17 protein-coding genes are annotated in these 14,957 nt (G+C 65.3%); 12 read left to right on the top strand and 5 right to left on the bottom strand.

Features of this window, described 5'->3' with window-relative positions:
* The first annotated feature begins 34 nt into the window (after positions 1-34).
* A complete protein-coding gene (locus DSD28_RS12375) occupies positions 35-295 on the top strand; it encodes an ArsR/SmtB family transcription factor (RefSeq protein ID WP_117370534.1) in 261 nt (86 codons plus the stop codon).
* Between the two features lie 187 nt (positions 296-482).
* Here DSD28_RS12375 and DSD28_RS12370 read toward each other — a convergent pair whose 3' ends face one another.
* On the bottom strand, positions 483-656 hold the full coding sequence (locus DSD28_RS12370) for a YdcH family protein (protein WP_119256691.1): 174 nt from the start codon (positions 654-656) through the stop codon (positions 483-485).
* Positions 657-873: 217 nt separating this feature from the next.
* Between DSD28_RS12370 and DSD28_RS12365 the strand changes: the two genes are divergently transcribed.
* From DSD28_RS12365 to DSD28_RS12345, 5 genes are all read left to right on the top strand, one after another.
* Entirely contained in the window at positions 874-1,077 is a 204-nt protein-coding gene (locus tag DSD28_RS12365) for a YdcH family protein (protein ID WP_119256690.1), read from the top strand.
* A gap of 50 nt (positions 1,078-1,127) precedes the next feature.
* A complete protein-coding gene (gene purE, locus DSD28_RS12360) occupies positions 1,128-1,595 on the top strand; it encodes a 5-(carboxyamino)imidazole ribonucleotide mutase (protein ID WP_119256799.1) in 468 nt (155 codons plus the stop codon).
* Positions 1,592-2,650, top strand: a complete 1,059-nt coding sequence (locus tag DSD28_RS12355; protein ID WP_119256689.1) for a 5-(carboxyamino)imidazole ribonucleotide synthase — start codon at positions 1,592-1,594, stop codon at positions 2,648-2,650. The genes purE and DSD28_RS12355 overlap by 4 nt, the downstream gene beginning before the upstream one ends.
* 180 nt (positions 2,651-2,830) lie before the next feature.
* Entirely contained in the window at positions 2,831-2,956 is a 126-nt protein-coding gene (gene ykgO / locus DSD28_RS12350; RefSeq protein ID WP_119256688.1) for a type B 50S ribosomal protein L36, read from the top strand.
* Positions 2,957-3,039: 83 nt separating this feature from the next.
* Positions 3,040-3,657, top strand: a complete 618-nt coding sequence (locus DSD28_RS12345) for a tetratricopeptide repeat protein (RefSeq protein ID WP_119256798.1) — start codon at positions 3,040-3,042, stop codon at positions 3,655-3,657.
* Positions 3,658-3,732: 75 nt separating this feature from the next.
* On the opposite strand, the gene pyk is transcribed toward DSD28_RS12345, so the two are convergent.
* Positions 3,733-5,172 carry a pyruvate kinase gene (gene pyk / locus DSD28_RS12340; RefSeq protein WP_119256687.1) on the bottom strand — a complete coding sequence of 480 codons (1,440 nt, stop codon included), beginning with the start codon at positions 5,170-5,172 and terminating at the stop codon, positions 3,733-3,735.
* A complete protein-coding gene (locus tag DSD28_RS12335; protein WP_119256797.1) occupies positions 5,172-5,648 on the bottom strand; it encodes a DUF1036 domain-containing protein in 477 nt (158 codons plus the stop codon). The genes pyk and DSD28_RS12335 overlap by 1 nt, the downstream gene beginning before the upstream one ends.
* Before the next feature lie 194 nt (positions 5,649-5,842).
* Here DSD28_RS12335 and DSD28_RS12330 point away from each other — a divergent pair, with 194 nt between their 5' ends.
* The 3 genes from DSD28_RS12330 (at position 5,843) to DSD28_RS12320 (ending at position 7,329) form a co-directional block, all read left to right on the top strand.
* Positions 5,843-6,631 (top strand): N-formylglutamate amidohydrolase, encoded by a 789-nt coding sequence (locus DSD28_RS12330; RefSeq protein WP_119256686.1) that lies wholly within the window; start codon positions 5,843-5,845, stop codon positions 6,629-6,631.
* Between the two features lie 10 nt (positions 6,632-6,641).
* A complete protein-coding gene (locus DSD28_RS12325; protein ID WP_119256685.1) occupies positions 6,642-6,947 on the top strand; it encodes a DUF1244 domain-containing protein in 306 nt (101 codons plus the stop codon).
* 115 nt (positions 6,948-7,062) lie between these two features.
* Positions 7,063-7,329 carry a DUF2312 domain-containing protein gene (locus DSD28_RS12320; protein ID WP_119256684.1) on the top strand — a complete coding sequence of 89 codons (267 nt, stop codon included), beginning with the start codon at positions 7,063-7,065 and terminating at the stop codon, positions 7,327-7,329.
* Between the two features lie 71 nt (positions 7,330-7,400).
* On the opposite strand, the gene DSD28_RS12315 is transcribed toward DSD28_RS12320, so the two are convergent.
* Positions 7,401-9,167, bottom strand: coding sequence for a DUF882 domain-containing protein (locus DSD28_RS12315; protein ID WP_119256683.1), 1,767 nt, complete (start codon positions 9,165-9,167; stop codon positions 7,401-7,403).
* Between the two features lie 196 nt (positions 9,168-9,363).
* Positions 9,364-10,893, bottom strand: a complete 1,530-nt coding sequence (locus DSD28_RS12310; RefSeq protein WP_119256796.1) for a sigma-54-dependent transcriptional regulator — start codon at positions 10,891-10,893, stop codon at positions 9,364-9,366.
* A gap of 164 nt (positions 10,894-11,057) precedes the next feature.
* Here DSD28_RS12310 and DSD28_RS12305 point away from each other — a divergent pair, with 164 nt between their 5' ends.
* The 3 genes from DSD28_RS12305 to DSD28_RS12290 all read left to right on the top strand — a co-directional run bounded on the left by DSD28_RS12305 (position 11,058) and on the right by DSD28_RS12290 (position 14,845).
* Positions 11,058-12,911, top strand: a complete 1,854-nt coding sequence (locus DSD28_RS12305) for a M3 family oligoendopeptidase (RefSeq protein WP_162911369.1) — start codon at positions 11,058-11,060, stop codon at positions 12,909-12,911.
* Between the two features lie 18 nt (positions 12,912-12,929).
* The gene (locus DSD28_RS12300; protein ID WP_119256681.1) at positions 12,930-14,087 is read left to right on the top strand and encodes an aminodeoxychorismate synthase component I; all 1,158 of its coding nucleotides are present in this window, start codon (positions 12,930-12,932) and stop codon (positions 14,085-14,087) included.
* Between the two features lie 128 nt (positions 14,088-14,215).
* Entirely contained in the window at positions 14,216-14,845 is a 630-nt protein-coding gene (locus DSD28_RS12290; protein WP_432430858.1) for an aminotransferase class IV family protein, read from the top strand.
* Positions 14,846-14,957 lie beyond the last annotated feature (112 nt).

The following is a 14,957-nucleotide window of genomic DNA, read 5'->3' as shown; positions in this document are numbered from 1 at the left end:
TGCCGGAAATGCTGCTTTGCCATAGCTTTCGGCCATGGCGCACCCGGATCCCTTTGCTGCGATTGCCGATCCCAACCGCAGGTTCCTGCTGGAGGAACTCCGACGCGCGCCGCGCACGGTCAACGAACTCTCCGAAGGCCTGCCGATCAGCCGCCCCGCGGTCTCCCAGCACTTGAAGGCCCTGCTCGATTCCAACCTCGTCAGCGTGAAGGCCGAGGGCACGAAGCGCATCTACGCCATCAATGCGAAGGGCTTCGACAGGCTCAATCTCTGGCTCGACCAGTTCTGGTCGTGAGCCACCCGTCCCATCCTGAAACAAAACGCCCCGGCGCGTCTTTCGAACGGGCCAGGGCGTCACGACATCTGAAAATTCGTCTTTGAAGGGCGGTTTCGCGAAACGGGTTCAAACCCGGGTCTTCCCATACAGACCAGTCTCTACGCGACCCTCACTCCTTTGTAACTTTGGAAAAATCCCTGTCTTTTCAGTGGGTGGAAGAGCGAAGACGCTCAATCTCATCCTTGATGCGCAGCTTGCGACGCTTCAGGTCCGCAATCGCCTGGTCCTCTGCGGAGGGGCGATTCATTGCAGCATGCAGCTCTTCCTCCAGAGCAACGTGCTTCTTTTCGAGCGTGGCCAGATGAGCCTCAATCGTCATGTGACAGTTCCTTCCTTTTGCTTGCACCCGGTCACTTGCGTGCCGGATGATCCAGGTTGCAACAAAGTCAGTGTGCCATGTCATTTTTCATTTGTCGAAGGCGAAAACGTGGCAAGGGATAACTTCCCGTTACCAGGGCTTTCGTGGTAGGAGCAGCCTTTGTTGAGACTGGAGGAGGGCGGTCGGTCCGCCCTCTCCGCCGAGGGGAACGAATAGCATGGCAGACCAGGAACAGGCTGAATTGCGGCTTGCCGTTGCACGGCTGCGCCAGGAACACGAAGACTACGACACCGCGATCAACGCCATGATCCAGACCGGCTGCGAAGCCCTCAGAATCCAGCGGATGAAGAAGAAGAAACTGATCCTCAAGGACAAGATTTCCAAGCTGGAAGACCAGATCATTCCCGACATCATCGCCTGAACGGACGAGACGCCTTGGACACCACAGAAACGCCCCCCGTCGCCATCATCATGGGAAGCCAGTCCGACTGGGAGACGATGAAGAACGCCGCCGACACGCTCGATGCGCTCGGCGTCGATTACGAGGCCCGCATCATTTCGGCGCACCGCACGCCCGACCGGCTCTACAGCTTCGCCCGCGGGGCGAAGGCGGAGGGCTTCAAGGTCATCGTCGCCGGCGCCGGCGGGGCGGCCCACCTGCCCGGCATGGCGGCCGCGATGACGCCGCTTCCGGTCTTCGGCGTTCCGGTCCAGTCCAAGGCGCTGTCCGGCCAGGACAGCCTGCTCTCCATCGTGCAGATGCCGGCCGGCATTCCCGTCGGCACGCTCGCCATCGGCAAGGCGGGCGCGGTCAACGCCGCGCTGCTCGCCGCCGCCGTGCTGGCCCTCAGCGATCCCGAGCTCGCCCACAGGCTCGACGAATGGCGCGAGAACCAGTCCAGCGGGGTCGCCGAATATCCCGTGGACGGCCCCCTATGAGCGCGCGCACCATCGGCATCATCGGCGGCGGCCAGCTCGGCCGCATGCTGGCCATGGCGGCCGCCCGCCTCAACCTCAACACCGTCATCCTGGAGCCGCAGGCCGATTGCCCGGCCGCACAGGTCGCCAATGCCCAGATCGTTGCGGCCTATGACGATCCGGACGCGCTCGCCGAGCTCGCCCGCCTCTCGGATGTCGTGACCTACGAATTCGAGAACGTACCCGTCGCCGCCGCCGCCGCCCTCGCCGCCTCCGTTCCGGTCTTCCCGCCGCCGCGCGCGCTGGAGGTCTCCCAGGACCGGCTGGTGGAGAAGAGCTTCATCCGCGATTGCGGTATCCTCACCGCCGATTTCGCCGCCGTCGACAGCCAGGCCGACCTTGAGGCCGCGCTCGATGCCTTCGGCGGTGTCGGCGTGCTCAAGACGCGCCGGCTCGGCTATGACGGCAAGGGCCAGCGCCTGTTCCGCTCGCCGGCCGAAAGCCGCGAGGGTGCCTTCGAGGCGCTCGGCGGCGTGCCGCTGATCCTGGAAAGCCTCGTGCCCTTCGAGCGGGAGATTTCCATCATCGCCGCCCGCGACGGCGAAGGCACCATCGCCTGCTACGATCCGGCGGAGAACGTCCACCGCAACGGCATCCTGCACACCTCGACCCTGCCTGCCCGCGTCAGCGAGGCGACGGCGGACCAGGCGCGCAAGGCCGCGCGCGCCCTTCTCGACCACCTCGCCTATGTCGGCGTCATCGGCGTCGAGTTCTTCGTGCTGCCCGATGGCGGCCTCGTCGCCAACGAGATCGCCCCGCGCGTGCACAATTCCGGCCACTGGACGGAGGCGGCCTGCGTGGTCTCGCAGTTCGAGCAGCACATCCGCGCCGTCGCCGGCCACGCGCTGGGCGACCCGCGCCGCCACTCGGACTGCGTGATGCAGAACCTCATCGGCGACGACATCAACGACGTTCCCGCCTGGCTCGCAAAGCCCGATGTGCTGGTCCATCTCTACGGCAAGACGGAGGCCCGTCCCGGCCGCAAGATGGGGCATGTGACGCAGATTATCGGCTGAAAAGCCGTGCCGGGGGCTGGAAAACCGGCATAGTTCCACGGAAAACCCGCCGGCCACGGTTGACAGCGCAAATGTCACGGGTTACATGCCTGCCAACCTGAAAGCGCGCCCGAAACGGCGCGTTTTTGATTGAGGAAATCCGGCGAACTCGAGTCGCCCTGCAATACGCGGATCAGAAAAATGAAGATCAAGAATTCGCTCAAGTCGCTCAAGGCTCGCCACCGCGAGAACCGCCTTGTTCGCCGCAAGGGCCGTGTTTACATCATCAACAAGCAGAACCCGCGCTTCAAGGCTCGTCAGGGCTGATCGGGCGTCACGGTCGCCTTTCCGCCTTGCGGGAAGCGTTGATCGACAAATATCGATTTGAAATTGGGCCATGGCGGTTTACCATAACCGCCATGCGCTTTTTCATGCTTGCTGCACTTTATCTTTCCTTCTCCCTCGTCGCCTCCGCGCCGGCCGATGCCCTTGCGCAACAGGCGGACAAGGCCTCCGTGGACGCCTCGTCCACCGCCTTCGCCACGCAGGCCCAGCGTCTCGACAAGCTCTTCGACGCGCTGAAACGCGAGGCAAATCCCGACGCCGCCAAGGGGATCGCCAACCAGATCCGCAGGGAATGGCAGGATTCCGGCAGCGCCACCGTCAATCTCCTGATGCAATGGACCGACAAGGCCGTCGACGAGGACAAGAACGCCGCGGCGCTCGACTATCTCGACGAGGCGATTCGCCTGCGCCCCGACTATGTCGAGGGCTGGAACCGCCGCGCGACGCTGCATTTCAAGATGGGCAACTATCGCAAGTCCATGTCGGACCTCAATCAGGTGCTGAAGATCGAGCCGCGCCACTTCGGCGCCCTCGCCGGCATGGCCGCCATCATGGCCCAGACCGGACGCGACGAACTCTCCCTCAAGGCCTGGGAAAAGTTCCTCGACGTCTATCCCGCCGAGCGGGACGCCCAGAAGGAATTCGGCGACCTTTCCGAGAAACTCACCGGCCAGCGCACCTGAACAGTCGTCTCCGGCCGCCTGAAACGAAAAAGGCGGGCCGAAGCCCGCCTCTCCCAAATCATTCCGGGAAAGCCCTCAGACGCCGCTGACGCCGTCCGCGGCGATATAGGCGATGCGCAACATGTTCGTCGCGCCGGGCGTGCCGAGCGGGACACCGGCCGAGATGATGATGCGGTCGCCCGGCTTGCCGAACTCCTCGCTGACGACGATGCGGCAGGCGCGGTTCACCATGTCGTCGAGGTCTTCCGCATCGCCCGTGACGACGCAGTGCAGGCCCCAGACGACCGAGAGGCGGCGCGCCGTCTCGATGACCGGCGAGAGCGCCAGAACCGGCACGTCCGGCCGCTCGCGGGCCGTGCGCAGGCCCGTCGCACCCGACGAGGTGTAACAGACGATGGCCGACAGCTTCAGCGTCTCGGCGATCTGGCGGGCGGCGAGCGAGATGGCATCCGCGCCGGTCGCTTCCGGCGTCGAGCGCTGGGCGTAGATGATGCCGGGGTAGTGCGGGTCGCGCTCGACCGTGCTGGCGATGGACGCCATGGTGGAGACGGCCTCGACCGGATAGGCGCCGGACGCCGATTCGGCCGAAAGCATGACGGCGTCCGCGCCCTCGAAGACGGCGGTCGCGACGTCGGAGACCTCGGCGCGGGTCGGGACCGGCGCGGAAATCATCGATTCCAGCATCTGCGTGGCGACGACGACCGGCTTGCCGGCACGGCGGCAGGCGCGGATGAGCTGCTTCTGGATGCCGGGGACGGCTTCCAGCGGCATTTCCACGCCGAGGTCGCCGCGGGCGACCATCAGGGCGTCGGAAAGCTCGATGATCTCGTCGATGCGCTCGACGGCCTGGGGCTTTTCGATCTTCGACATCAGGCCGACGCGGCCACGCGCGACCTTGCGCACCTCGGCAAGGTCTTCCGGGCGCTGGATGAAGGAGAGCGCCACCCAGTCGACGCTGCCGGTCGCCAGAACGGCGTCGAGGTCGACGCGGTCCTTCTCCGTCAGCGCGCCGACGCCGAGCAGCGTGTCGGGCAGGCTGACGCCCTTGCGGTCGGAGATCTTGGTGCCGGAGACGACCGTGCAGACGATCGACTTGCCGTCGGCGCTCTCGGCCCGCAGGTGCAGCTTGCCGTCGTCGATCAGCAGGCGATGGCCGGGCTTGACCGCTTCCAGGATTTCCGGATGCGGCAGGAACACGCGGGTATTGTCGCCGGGCACATCCTTGTTGTCGAGCGTGAAGGTCTGGCCGGGCTTCAGCTCTTCCGAGCCGTTGGCGAACTTGCCGACGCGCAGCTTCGGGCCCTGCAGGTCGGCGAGGATGCCGATCGGGCGGCCGCAGCGGGCCTCCACGGCGCGGATGCGGCTGATCAGCGTGCGCATCACGTCGTGGCTGGCATGGCTCATGTTGATGCGGAACAGGTCTGCTCCCGCCTCGTGCAGCTTCTGGATCATCTGCTCGTCAGACGATGCCGGTCCGAGCGTGGCGAGGATTTTGACTTTTCTGTTCCGTCTCATCAGTTCTGGCTTTCCTGCGTCCCTGGCGTATCGGAAAGCTGTACCATCCAGCTTCCCTGCCGCCCCGTGTCATATTCCTTGAAGCCCATGCGCTGGAAACCGCGGGCAAAGCAGTCCTGCACGCCGGTGATCTTGAACTCGTTCTCGGCCACGCACATGTTGACGTCGCCGGTCCAGCGGCCGCCGCGGGCGGCGTCTTCGGCATAGAGGTAATAATAGCGCGACTGCAGCTCGCCCTCGATCAGCGTGGCGCAGGTCGTCGCGGGGACCTGCCACCAGCCCTCGGTGATCCAGCCTTCCTTGGCGCGATAACCGATCGCGACGCCGACGAGGTTCTGCGTGCCGTTGCAGACGCGGAAATCGGCTCTCGCCTCCTCCGGCACGGACAGCGCGAGGAAACCCGCGAAAAGGAAGAGGCCGGCCTGGAGAAGACCGCTGGCTTTCAGGAAAGTCGGGCGATGGCTATTGGCTCTCACGGCTTCCAATGGAACTCCGTTGATTTGAATATGCGCTTTCTTGCGACGACGGGGCAGGAATGTCAACGCGGCTCTAATCGATTACATCGTCACAAAAAGCGAAGGAATCTTTCCGAAACACCAGGCATTGCGGGTTGCGGGGCGGATCGCCCCATGCGATCACTCGCGCGGCGCGGCAGACGGACGGCAAAAGCATGCAGGACCTCCCCCCTTTCGAGATCATCGACGGCGACCCTGCCCTCGGGCTGGTCATCCTGGCGGACCATGCCACCAACCGCCTGCCCGAACGCTATGGCCGCCTCGGCCTGCCGGAAAGCGCCTTCGAGCGCCACATCGCCTACGATATCGGCGTCGAAGGGGTGGTGCGCGGCCTCAATGCCCGGCTGAACGCGCCGGTGGTCATGAGCCGCTTTTCCCGCCTCCTCATCGATCCCAACCGGGGCGAGGACGACCCGACGCTCGTCATGCGTATCTCCGACGGCGCGATCATTCCAGGCAATCATCCGATCACGCCCGAAGAATGGCAATACCGGCTGGAAACCTTCCACCGCCCCTATCACGATGCCGTGTCCCGCACGATCGCCGCCGTTGCGGACAAGACGGGCAAGGCGCCGCTCGTCCTGTCCATGCATTCCTTCACGCCGGCCTGGAAGGGCGTTCCCCGCCCCTGGCAGGTGACGGTGCTGTGGGACAGCGACCCCCGCGCGGTGCGTCCGCTGCTGGCCGAGCTGGAAGCGCCGGGCGACGTCGTCGTCGGCGACAACGAGCCCTATGACGGGGCGCTGCGCGGCGACACCATGTTCCGCCACTGCATGAAGCCCGGCATTGCCCACGCGCTCATCGAGATCCGCCAGGACGAGATCGGCAACGAAGCCGGCATCGCCCGCTGGGTCGACCGGCTGGCGCCGGTCTTCTCGCGCTTGAATGCCGACGAAAGCCTGCACACATACGAGATACACCCGTCCCGCACCGGACCCTATTGAGACAGAGACGATGACCGACCTCAGCAAGGAACAGCAGACCGAATTCGAGGCCGCCGCCTTCCGGCGCCTCGTGCGGCATCTGCGCGAGCGCACCGACGTGCAGAACATCGACCTGATGAACCTTGCCGGCTTCTGCCGCAACTGCCTGTCCAACTGGTACCGCGACGCCGCCAACGAGGCGGGCGTGCCGCTCGACAAGGAAGCCTCCCGCGAGATCGTCTACGGCATGCCCTACGAGGAATGGCGCGCGCGCTACCAGCGCGAGGCGACCGACGCGCAGAAGGCCGCCTTCGAGGACAACCGCCCGAAGGAATGACGCCTTCGCCGCGCGAAAATCGGCAGGCGGCGCACGATTGGTCTTGATCTTGCCGGAAGTTCGCGGCAAGTCACGGCACCTTCGAATTTCTACCAGCCCATCCAAGGAGAAGACCATGTCGGATGCCCACGGCGTCGCACGCGACCAGCTTCGCGCGTTCATCGAACGCATCGAGCGGCTCGAGGAAGAAAAGAAAACCATCGCCGACGACATCAAGGACGTCTACGGCGAAGCCAAGGGCGTCGGCTTCGACACCAAGATCCTGCGCAAGGTCATCCAGATCCGCAAGCAGGACAAGGACGAGCGCATGGAGCAGGAAGCGATCCTCGACACCTATCTCCAGGCCCTCGGCATGGTCGAGCTGCCGCCGGACGCCGAATAAGCCTCCCGCAAGGCCAATAAAAAACCCGCCGGATCGCTCCGGCGGGTTTTTTGTTGGCTATGTCTTGCCGCTCAGTTCTCGGCGCTCTCGAACTTGCGGACTTCCATGAAGTTCACCGCATTGCCGCTGAAGCGGCCGGCGTCGACCGAGTGGCCTTCCGACTGGAAGCCGGCCATGTAGACGGTGGTCGGCGCGGCGCGCAGCGTGCGGCTGACGAAGCGCGGCGCCTTGACCGGCTTGGACAGTGTCGCGACACGGCCCTGGGTCAGCGCCCATTGCGACAGGATCTTCTGCGACAGCTTCGGCTCGGTGCGGATCGCACCGCGGCTGGCGGCATCGGCATCCTTCTTCTTCGGACGGCCGCCCTTGGCCGGCACCTCTTCCGCCGTCTTGGCGTCGAAGGCGTCGGCGCCGGAAAGCGAGCGGGTCGCGCCGCCATTCGTCGGCATCAGCGCGGCCATCTCGACCGGCGCGTTGCCGCCGCCGCCCGTCGCCGGATCGGAGAGCGCGGCAAGGCCGGAGCGATCGGCAGTCGTCGGCAGGGCGACGTCCGCTTCCGCGGCCGCCATCAGCGCCGTCTGCGTCTTGTCCAGCTCGACCTGCGGGCGCAGGCCCGGCACAGGCACCATGGCCAGCTCCTCGCCATCCTCGGCCGCCGCTTCGGCGGTCATCACGTCGCCCGGCTGGGCATCGCCGGCCTGGCCGCGCGCGCCGAGCATGACGGGAAGCGGGATCTTGTAGGCGGCAAGGTCTTCGTATTCAGGCGTCTGCTCTTCGGTCGTCGCCGCTTCGAGCGCCGCGACGGCACCGCTCGTCGGCGGTGCGACAAGCGCAAGCTCGCTCGTCTCGGCGGACTTGAAGGCCGGGCGGCTGCCGGGAACGGGCGCGTTGAAGGCAAGCTCCGTCTCCGCTTCGGCCGCGGCGGGCTGCGCCTCCTGCACGGCCTTCGCCGCCGGACGGCCGGAACCGCCCTCGTCGAAGTCGTCGGCGATCGCCGCGCTGCTGGCAATCATTTCGGGTTCTTCATCCTCGTCGCCGCCTCCGCCGAAGAGGTTGGCGAGGAAGCCGCCCTTGCGCTTGGAGGCCGAGGGCTTGGAACCGCCGCCGGCGACCTGGATGGCATCCGAGCCGACGCGGCGCTTGTAGTCGGCGACCGCCTGCTGGTAGCCCGGCAGCGGCTTGCCGTCGGTCGGCACATGCATGGTCTTGCCGTCGGGGAACAGGCTGACGAGTTCCTGGCGGCTCATACGCGGCCAGGCGCGCACGCCGCCGACGTCGAGATGGACGAAGGGCGAGCCGGAGGTCGGATAGTAGCCGACGCCGCCGACCTGGAATTTCATGGCCGTGGCGCGCAGCGTCGCGAGCTTCACGCCCGGAATGTAGAAGTCCATCGCCTTGCCGAGCATGTGCTGGCTCTTCTTGGCGACACCCTTGGTGCGCGAGCGCAGCATGCCGTTGGTGGCCGGCGAGCGATAGGCGGAGACGACGTTGATGTAACCGGTGGCGCCGACCTTCTGGTAGACTTCCCAGACGAGGTCGAAGAGGCGGGGATCCATCTTCGTCGGCTCATTGCGGCGCCAGTCGCGCAGGAACTCGTTCAGCTGCTTCAGGCCGCGCTGGTCATAGCGGCCGTTGCGCTTGAAGGTGATCTCGGCCTTTTCCTTGGTATGGATGAAATAGAGCTTGAGCGTGCGGCTGCCGCTCTCGGCCTGGACGGTCGCGGGAATGGCTGCGGGCAGGATGAGGGCAGCAGAGAGCACGGCCGTGGTCACAGCCTTGGGCAGCTTTTGCAACACTGTCTTGCAGAGGCTGCCCAGGGTCGTCCCCGGGCGCTTCATCGATGCGAACAAATTTGCCAACTCTTTCCCCGTCCGAAGGACAACGAACGTCCGTTGCCCCAGATGACTGCCAATTGCGGTGAGAGCATGGCAAATCCGCCACACTCGTCATCGCGCACCCGTTATAGTGAACAATCCACTAACAGGGAATAAACGGCAATCGAGAAATCCCAAGTGGCCGGGATTCCAAGGGGTTTTACGCAGCTTCCTTCATCGGATCGTCGGGGTCGATCCCGTAATCCTTCAATTTGCGGTAGAGCGTCGAGCGGCCGATGCCCAATTTGCGGGCAACCTGGCTCATCTGGCCATGATAGAATTTCAGGGCGAAGCGGATCAGTTCCTCCTCCACATCGGCCAGCTTGCGTACATGGCCGCCCTTGTCGACGCTCGAGATCGCATTGTCCGGCACGTCGGCATCGACTGATTCGTTCGGGCGGAAGTCCGGATAGACGCTCGGCAGATGGCTCTCAGCCGACGGCTCCGGCGCGCGGAAGGCCGTCGTGTCCCAGGTCGCGGCGCCGCTTTCGGCAAGGCCGTAGCCCGGCACCTGCGCGGCGATCTGCGGGAAGTCGGACGCCGTCAGCTCCGCCCCTTCGGAGAGCACCACGGCCCGGAAGATGGCGTTTTCGAGCTGGCGGATATTGCCCGGCCAGTCATAGGCCGTCAGCAGCGCCAGCGCGCCGGCCGATACGGCGAGCGGGCGGGCGAGCTTCTGTTCCCCGGCGAAGCGCTGCACGAAGGCGCGCACGAGAACCGGGATGTCCTCCTTGCGCCGGCGCAGCGCCGGAATGGTGATCGGGAAGACATTGAGGCGGTAGTAGAGGTCCTCGCGGAAGCGCCCCTCGCGCACCTCGTTGATGAGGTCGCGGTTGGTCGCCGAGATCAGGCGGACATTGACCTTCTGCGGGAAGCGCGCGCCGATCGTCTCGATCTCGCCCTGCTGCACGGCGCGCAGCAGCTTCACCTGCACCTCGAGCGGCAGGTCGCCGATCTCGTCGAGGAACAGCGTGCCACCGTCGGCCTCCATGAACTTGCCGGTATGGCGCTCCGTCGCGCCGGTGAAGGCGCCCTTCTCGTGGCCGAACAGGATGCTCTCGACCAGATTGTGCGGAATGGCGCCGCAATTGACGGTGACGAAGGGCTTGTGCGCCCGGTCGCTTCCCGCCTGGATGGCGCGCGCCACCATTTCCTTGCCGACGCCCGACTCGCCTTCCAGCACCACGGGAATGTTGGACTGCGCCGCGCGGCGGCCGAGTTCGATCACACGCAGCATCTCGGAGCTCGCCGAGACGATATCGTCGAACTGCACGGCCTCGGAGCGGCCGCGCCGCCCGGCACGCCCGCGCCCTTCCCGCTGGTCGACCTTCAGCGCATTGCCGACGGCGACGTTCAGCCGCTCCGGCGAGACCGGCTTGACGACGAAATCGAAGGCGCCGGCGCGCATGGCCGAGACTACCGTCTCGATGCCGCCCTGCCCCGTCTGCACGATCACCGGAATGGTGTTCTCGCGCTCGGCGAGCGCGTCGAGGAAGGCAGAACCGTTCATTTCGGGCATCATCAGGTCGAGCAGGATCACATTGATCAGACCGCCCTTGCGATCGAGCAGATCGAGGCCCGCGCGGCCGTTTTCCGCCATATGGCAGATATGACCGGAGCGCTCGATCATGTTCTTCAGAAGCCTGCGCTGGACAGGATCGTCATCGATGACAAGAATATGGGCCGTCACTGGAACCTCCTTGCCGAGGCGCGCGTCATGCACGCCCTGGGGAACTGGATACCAGCGGACCATGGCAGAAAGGGTTGAACATGCCGTTTTGAGAAAGGCTTGCATTTTAACCAACGCCGACGCAAGCAATGAACCCGACCTGCCCATCAGGAAGAGAGATACCGATGACCCGCACTTTCCTTGAACCCCGGATCGATTTCGCGACCGCGGAGGCCGCAGCCGGCGCCGAGCTGGGCGACCTGCCCGGCTGGAACCTTACCGACCTCTACCCCGCGCCGGCCTCGCCCGAATTCAAGGCCGACATGCAGAAGGCCGAGGCGGATTCGCTCGCCTTCGAGGCGAAGTGGAAGGGCAAGCTCGATGCCGCGACGGAAAAGACGGGCGACGAGGGCATCGGCGCGGCCGTGCGCGAATTCGAAGCGTTGGAAGACGTGATGGGCCGCCTGATCTCCTTCGCAGGCCTCACTTATTTCACCAACACAACCGAGCCGGCGAACGGCAAGTTCTACGGCGACGTGCAGGCCAAGCTGACCGACCTCGGCGCGCATCTCCTGTTTTTCTCCCTTGAACTCAACAGGATAGAAGACGAGCGCATCGAGGCGGCGCTGGCGAACGACGCCCTTGCCGCGCATTACCGCCCCTGGATCGAGGACCTGCGCAAGGACAAGCCCTACCAGCTCGACGACAGGACCGAACAGCTCTTCCTCGAAAAGTCGATGACGGGCGCGGCCGCCTGGAACCGCCTCTTCGACGAGACCATGGCCTCGCTGCGCTACACGATCGACGGCGAGGAACTGCCGCTGGAAATCGCCCTCAACCAACTCCAGTCGCCGGACGGCGAGGCGCGCCGCAAGGCTGCCGAAGCGCTGGCGAAGACCTTCAAGGACAATATCCGTACCTTCACGCTGATCACCAACACGCTCGCCAAGGACAAGGAAATCTCCGACCGCTGGCGCGGCTTCGAGGACATCGCCGACAGCCGGCACCTCGCCAACCGCGTCGAGCCGGAAGTGGTTGCGGCGCTGGCGGAAGCCGTGCGCGAAGCCTATCCGCGCCTCTCCCATCGCTATTATGCGATGAAGGCAAAGTGGCTCGGAATGGAGCAGATGGACTATTGGGACCGCAATGCGCCCCTTCCCGAGACATCGGATGCAACCATTCCGTGGAGCGAGGCGCGCGACACCGTGCTCGCGGCCTACAGTGCCTTCGCGCCGGAAATGGCGGCCATCGCCAGGGACTTCTTCGACAAGGGCTGGATCGACGCGCCGGTGCGTCCCGGCAAGGCCCCCGGCGCCTTCGCCCATCCGACCGTGCCCTCCGCGCACCCCTATGTTCTCGTCAACTACATGGGCAAGCCGCGCGACGTGATGACGCTTGCCCACGAGCTCGGCCATGGCGTGCATCAGGTTCTGGCCGGCGGCCAGGGCGCATTGATGGCCTCCACACCGCTGACGCTTGCCGAGACTGCCTCCGTCTTCGGCGAGATGCTGACCTTCCGCAGCCTGCTCGACAAGACGAAGGACAAGCGCGAGCGCAAGGCCATGCTCGCCCAGAAGGTGGAGGACATGATCAATACGGTCGTGCGCCAGATCGCCTTCTATGAATTCGAGCGCAAGGTGCATACCGCCCGCAAGGAAGGCGAACTCACCAGCGACCAGATCGGCGAACTCTGGCTCTCCGTGCAGGGCGAAAGCCTCGGCCCGGCGATCCGCATCTCCGAGGGCTACGAGACCTACTGGGCCTATATCCCCCACTTCATCCACTCGCCCTTCTACGTCTATGCCTATGCCTTCGGCGACTGCCTGGTGAACTCGCTCTATGCCGTCTATCAACAGGCCGAAACCGGCTTCCAGGCGAAGTATTTCGACCTGCTCAAGGCCGGCGGCACCAAGCATCACACCGAACTCCTCAAGCCCTTCGGCCTCGATGCGAGCGATCCGTCGTTCTGGAGCAAGGGATTGTCGATGATCGAGGGGCTGATCGACGAACTGGAAGCGCTTGATAAGGCGTCATCTTAAAAGAAGCCGGAAGCCCGCATGACCGACCGCGAACGCTTTGTGCTCCTCAGGGACGACCGTGAGGACCGGACGGTGGTTTTCGCCGATCCGCTCGCGGTCGTCACCATGCGCGAGCGCGCCGGCTTCGAGCCCGCCTTCGCGGCCCTTCAGGCCGCCCACGAAAAGGGCCACTGGATCGCCGGCTTCATGAGCTACGAGGCCGGCCATCTCTTCGAGAAGAAGCTGGCTCCACTCGCCGAGGAGAACCGCCCGACCCCGCTGATGAGCTTCGGCATCTTCGAAAAGCCGGCGGACGATCACCCGCTCGCAACACCGCGCCAACGTGTCGAAAACGAGCCCTTCCTTACCGAGCCGAAAGCCGACTGGGATTTCGAGACCTACCGCGGCCGCTTCGATCGCCTGCACCAGCACCTCCGGCAGGGCGACTGCTACCAGGCCAACCTCACCATGCCGATCCGCGCCCGCTGGAACGGCGACCCGCTCGCCGCCTTCTGGTCGCTGATCGAACGCCAGCCCGTGCGCTACGGCGCCTTCGTCTCGCTGGACGGTCCGAAACTGCTTTCGCGCTCGCCGGAACTCTTCTTCGATATCGATAAGGAGGGCTGGATCGAGACGCATCCGATGAAGGGCACCGCGCCGCGTGGGAGCAGCGCGGACGAGGACGAGCGCATTATCGCCGCCATGCAGGCCGATCCAAAGTCGCAGGCGGAAAACCGCATGATCGTCGACCTGCTGCGCAACGACGTCTCGCGCATCACCGAGGTCGGCACGCTGCACGTCCCGAAACTCTTCGCGGTCGAGACCTACCCGACCGTGCACCAGATGGTGAGCCACGTCCGGGCGAAGCTGACCCCGGGCATCTCCATCCGCGATATCTTCGCCGCCCTCTTCCCCTGCGGCTCCATCACCGGCGCGCCGAAGATGCGCGCCATGGAAATCCTGCACGACCTGGAGGACGGCCCACGCGACGCCTATTGCGGCGCCATCGGCATGATCGCCCCCGACGGCACCATGCGCTTCAACGTCGCCATCCGCACCATCTCGCTCTTCGAGGACGGCAACGCCGTCTTCAATGTCGGCGGCGGCATCGTCTTCGATTCCACCGCAGAGGCGGAATATGAGGAATGCCTGCTGAAGGCGCGCTTCGCCGTGGGGGACCAATGGATATCTCGTTGATCGAGACCCTGCGCTGGGAACCGGAAACCGGCTTCGTCAGGCTGGAGCGGCATCTTGGGCGGCTGGCGCGATCGGCGGAGGCGCTTGGCTTGCCGGGGGCGGAGAAGGCACGGGACGCCCTGTTCGCTGTGCTACCCCCCTCTGCCCTGCCGGGCATCTCCCCCACAAGGGGGGAGATTGGCAAGAGGCAAGGTCATCTCTCAACCGCGGCCACTGAAATGGGCAAGGCATCCCCCCATCCAATCTCCCCCCCTGTGGGGGAGATGCCCGGCAGGGCAGAGGGGGCTGCGCCGCAACCGCAACCCCTCCGTATCCGCCTCGAACTCTTCCCCGATGGCCGGATCGACGTGCAGACCGCAGCCTTCACACCCCTTACGGCGGATGCGGTCTGGCGCGTGAAGCTCGCCGCCACCCGCCTCTCCTCCGCCGATCCGCTGCTGCGCCACAAGACATCCCGCCGCGCCCTCTACGCCGCGGCACGCGCCGAATTCCCCACGACCGAGGCCGACGAAGTCATCCTCCTCAACGAGCGCGGCGAACTCTGCGAGGGCACCATCACCTCGCTGTTCCTCGACGACGGCACCGGTCCGCTGAAGACCCCGCCGCTCGCCTCGGGCTTGCTCGCCGGCGTTCTGCGCGAGGAGCTGCTGGAAACCGGCAGCGCCGTCGAGGCGGTGCTGCGGCCGGAGGACCTTGCCGGCGGCACCATCCTCGTCGGCAATTCGCTGCGCGGGCTGATCCGCTGCGTCCTCGCCTGAGGCGGCGACGGCGGCTTAAGCATATCGCCGCAGAAATACTTGGCCGCCCTTTATTGTGACAGAAATCTGTGCTCTAGCGCTGCCATACTATGCTAAGGGGCCTTGGAGCCCC

The sequence above is a fragment of the Shinella zoogloeoides genome, from assembly GCF_003574625.1.
Classification (GTDB): domain Bacteria; phylum Pseudomonadota; class Alphaproteobacteria; order Rhizobiales; family Rhizobiaceae; genus Shinella; species Shinella zoogloeoides_A.
Note: the sequence above shows the minus strand (reverse complement) of the source record. Positions and strands in the feature narration are given on the sequence as shown.

What these genes read in the sequence shown, in the direction of transcription:
- DSD28_RS12375 (WP_117370534.1), top strand. Translation starts at nt 35, where the DNA reads ATGGCGCACCCGGATCCCTTTGCTGCGATTGCCGATCCCAACCGCAGG.
- DSD28_RS12370 (WP_119256691.1), bottom strand. Translation starts at nt 656, where the DNA reads ATGACGATTGAGGCTCATCTGGCCACGCTCGAAAAGAAGCACGTTGCT.
- DSD28_RS12365 (WP_119256690.1), top strand. Translation starts at nt 874, where the DNA reads ATGGCAGACCAGGAACAGGCTGAATTGCGGCTTGCCGTTGCACGGCTG.
- purE (WP_119256799.1), top strand. Translation starts at nt 1,128, where the DNA reads ATGGGAAGCCAGTCCGACTGGGAGACGATGAAGAACGCCGCCGACACG.
- DSD28_RS12355 (WP_119256689.1), top strand. Translation starts at nt 1,592, where the DNA reads ATGAGCGCGCGCACCATCGGCATCATCGGCGGCGGCCAGCTCGGCCGC.
- ykgO (WP_119256688.1), top strand. Translation starts at nt 2,831, where the DNA reads ATGAAGATCAAGAATTCGCTCAAGTCGCTCAAGGCTCGCCACCGCGAG.
- pyk (WP_119256687.1), bottom strand. Translation starts at nt 5,172, where the DNA reads ATGAGACGGAACAGAAAAGTCAAAATCCTCGCCACGCTCGGACCGGCA.
- DSD28_RS12330 (WP_119256686.1), top strand. Translation starts at nt 5,843, where the DNA reads ATGCAGGACCTCCCCCCTTTCGAGATCATCGACGGCGACCCTGCCCTC.
- DSD28_RS12325 (WP_119256685.1), top strand. Translation starts at nt 6,642, where the DNA reads ATGACCGACCTCAGCAAGGAACAGCAGACCGAATTCGAGGCCGCCGCC.
- DSD28_RS12320 (WP_119256684.1), top strand. Translation starts at nt 7,063, where the DNA reads ATGTCGGATGCCCACGGCGTCGCACGCGACCAGCTTCGCGCGTTCATC.
- DSD28_RS12315 (WP_119256683.1), bottom strand. Translation starts at nt 9,167, where the DNA reads ATGAAGCGCCCGGGGACGACCCTGGGCAGCCTCTGCAAGACAGTGTTG.
- DSD28_RS12305 (WP_162911369.1), top strand. Translation starts at nt 11,058, where the DNA reads ATGACCCGCACTTTCCTTGAACCCCGGATCGATTTCGCGACCGCGGAG.
- DSD28_RS12300 (WP_119256681.1), top strand. Translation starts at nt 12,930, where the DNA reads ATGACCGACCGCGAACGCTTTGTGCTCCTCAGGGACGACCGTGAGGAC.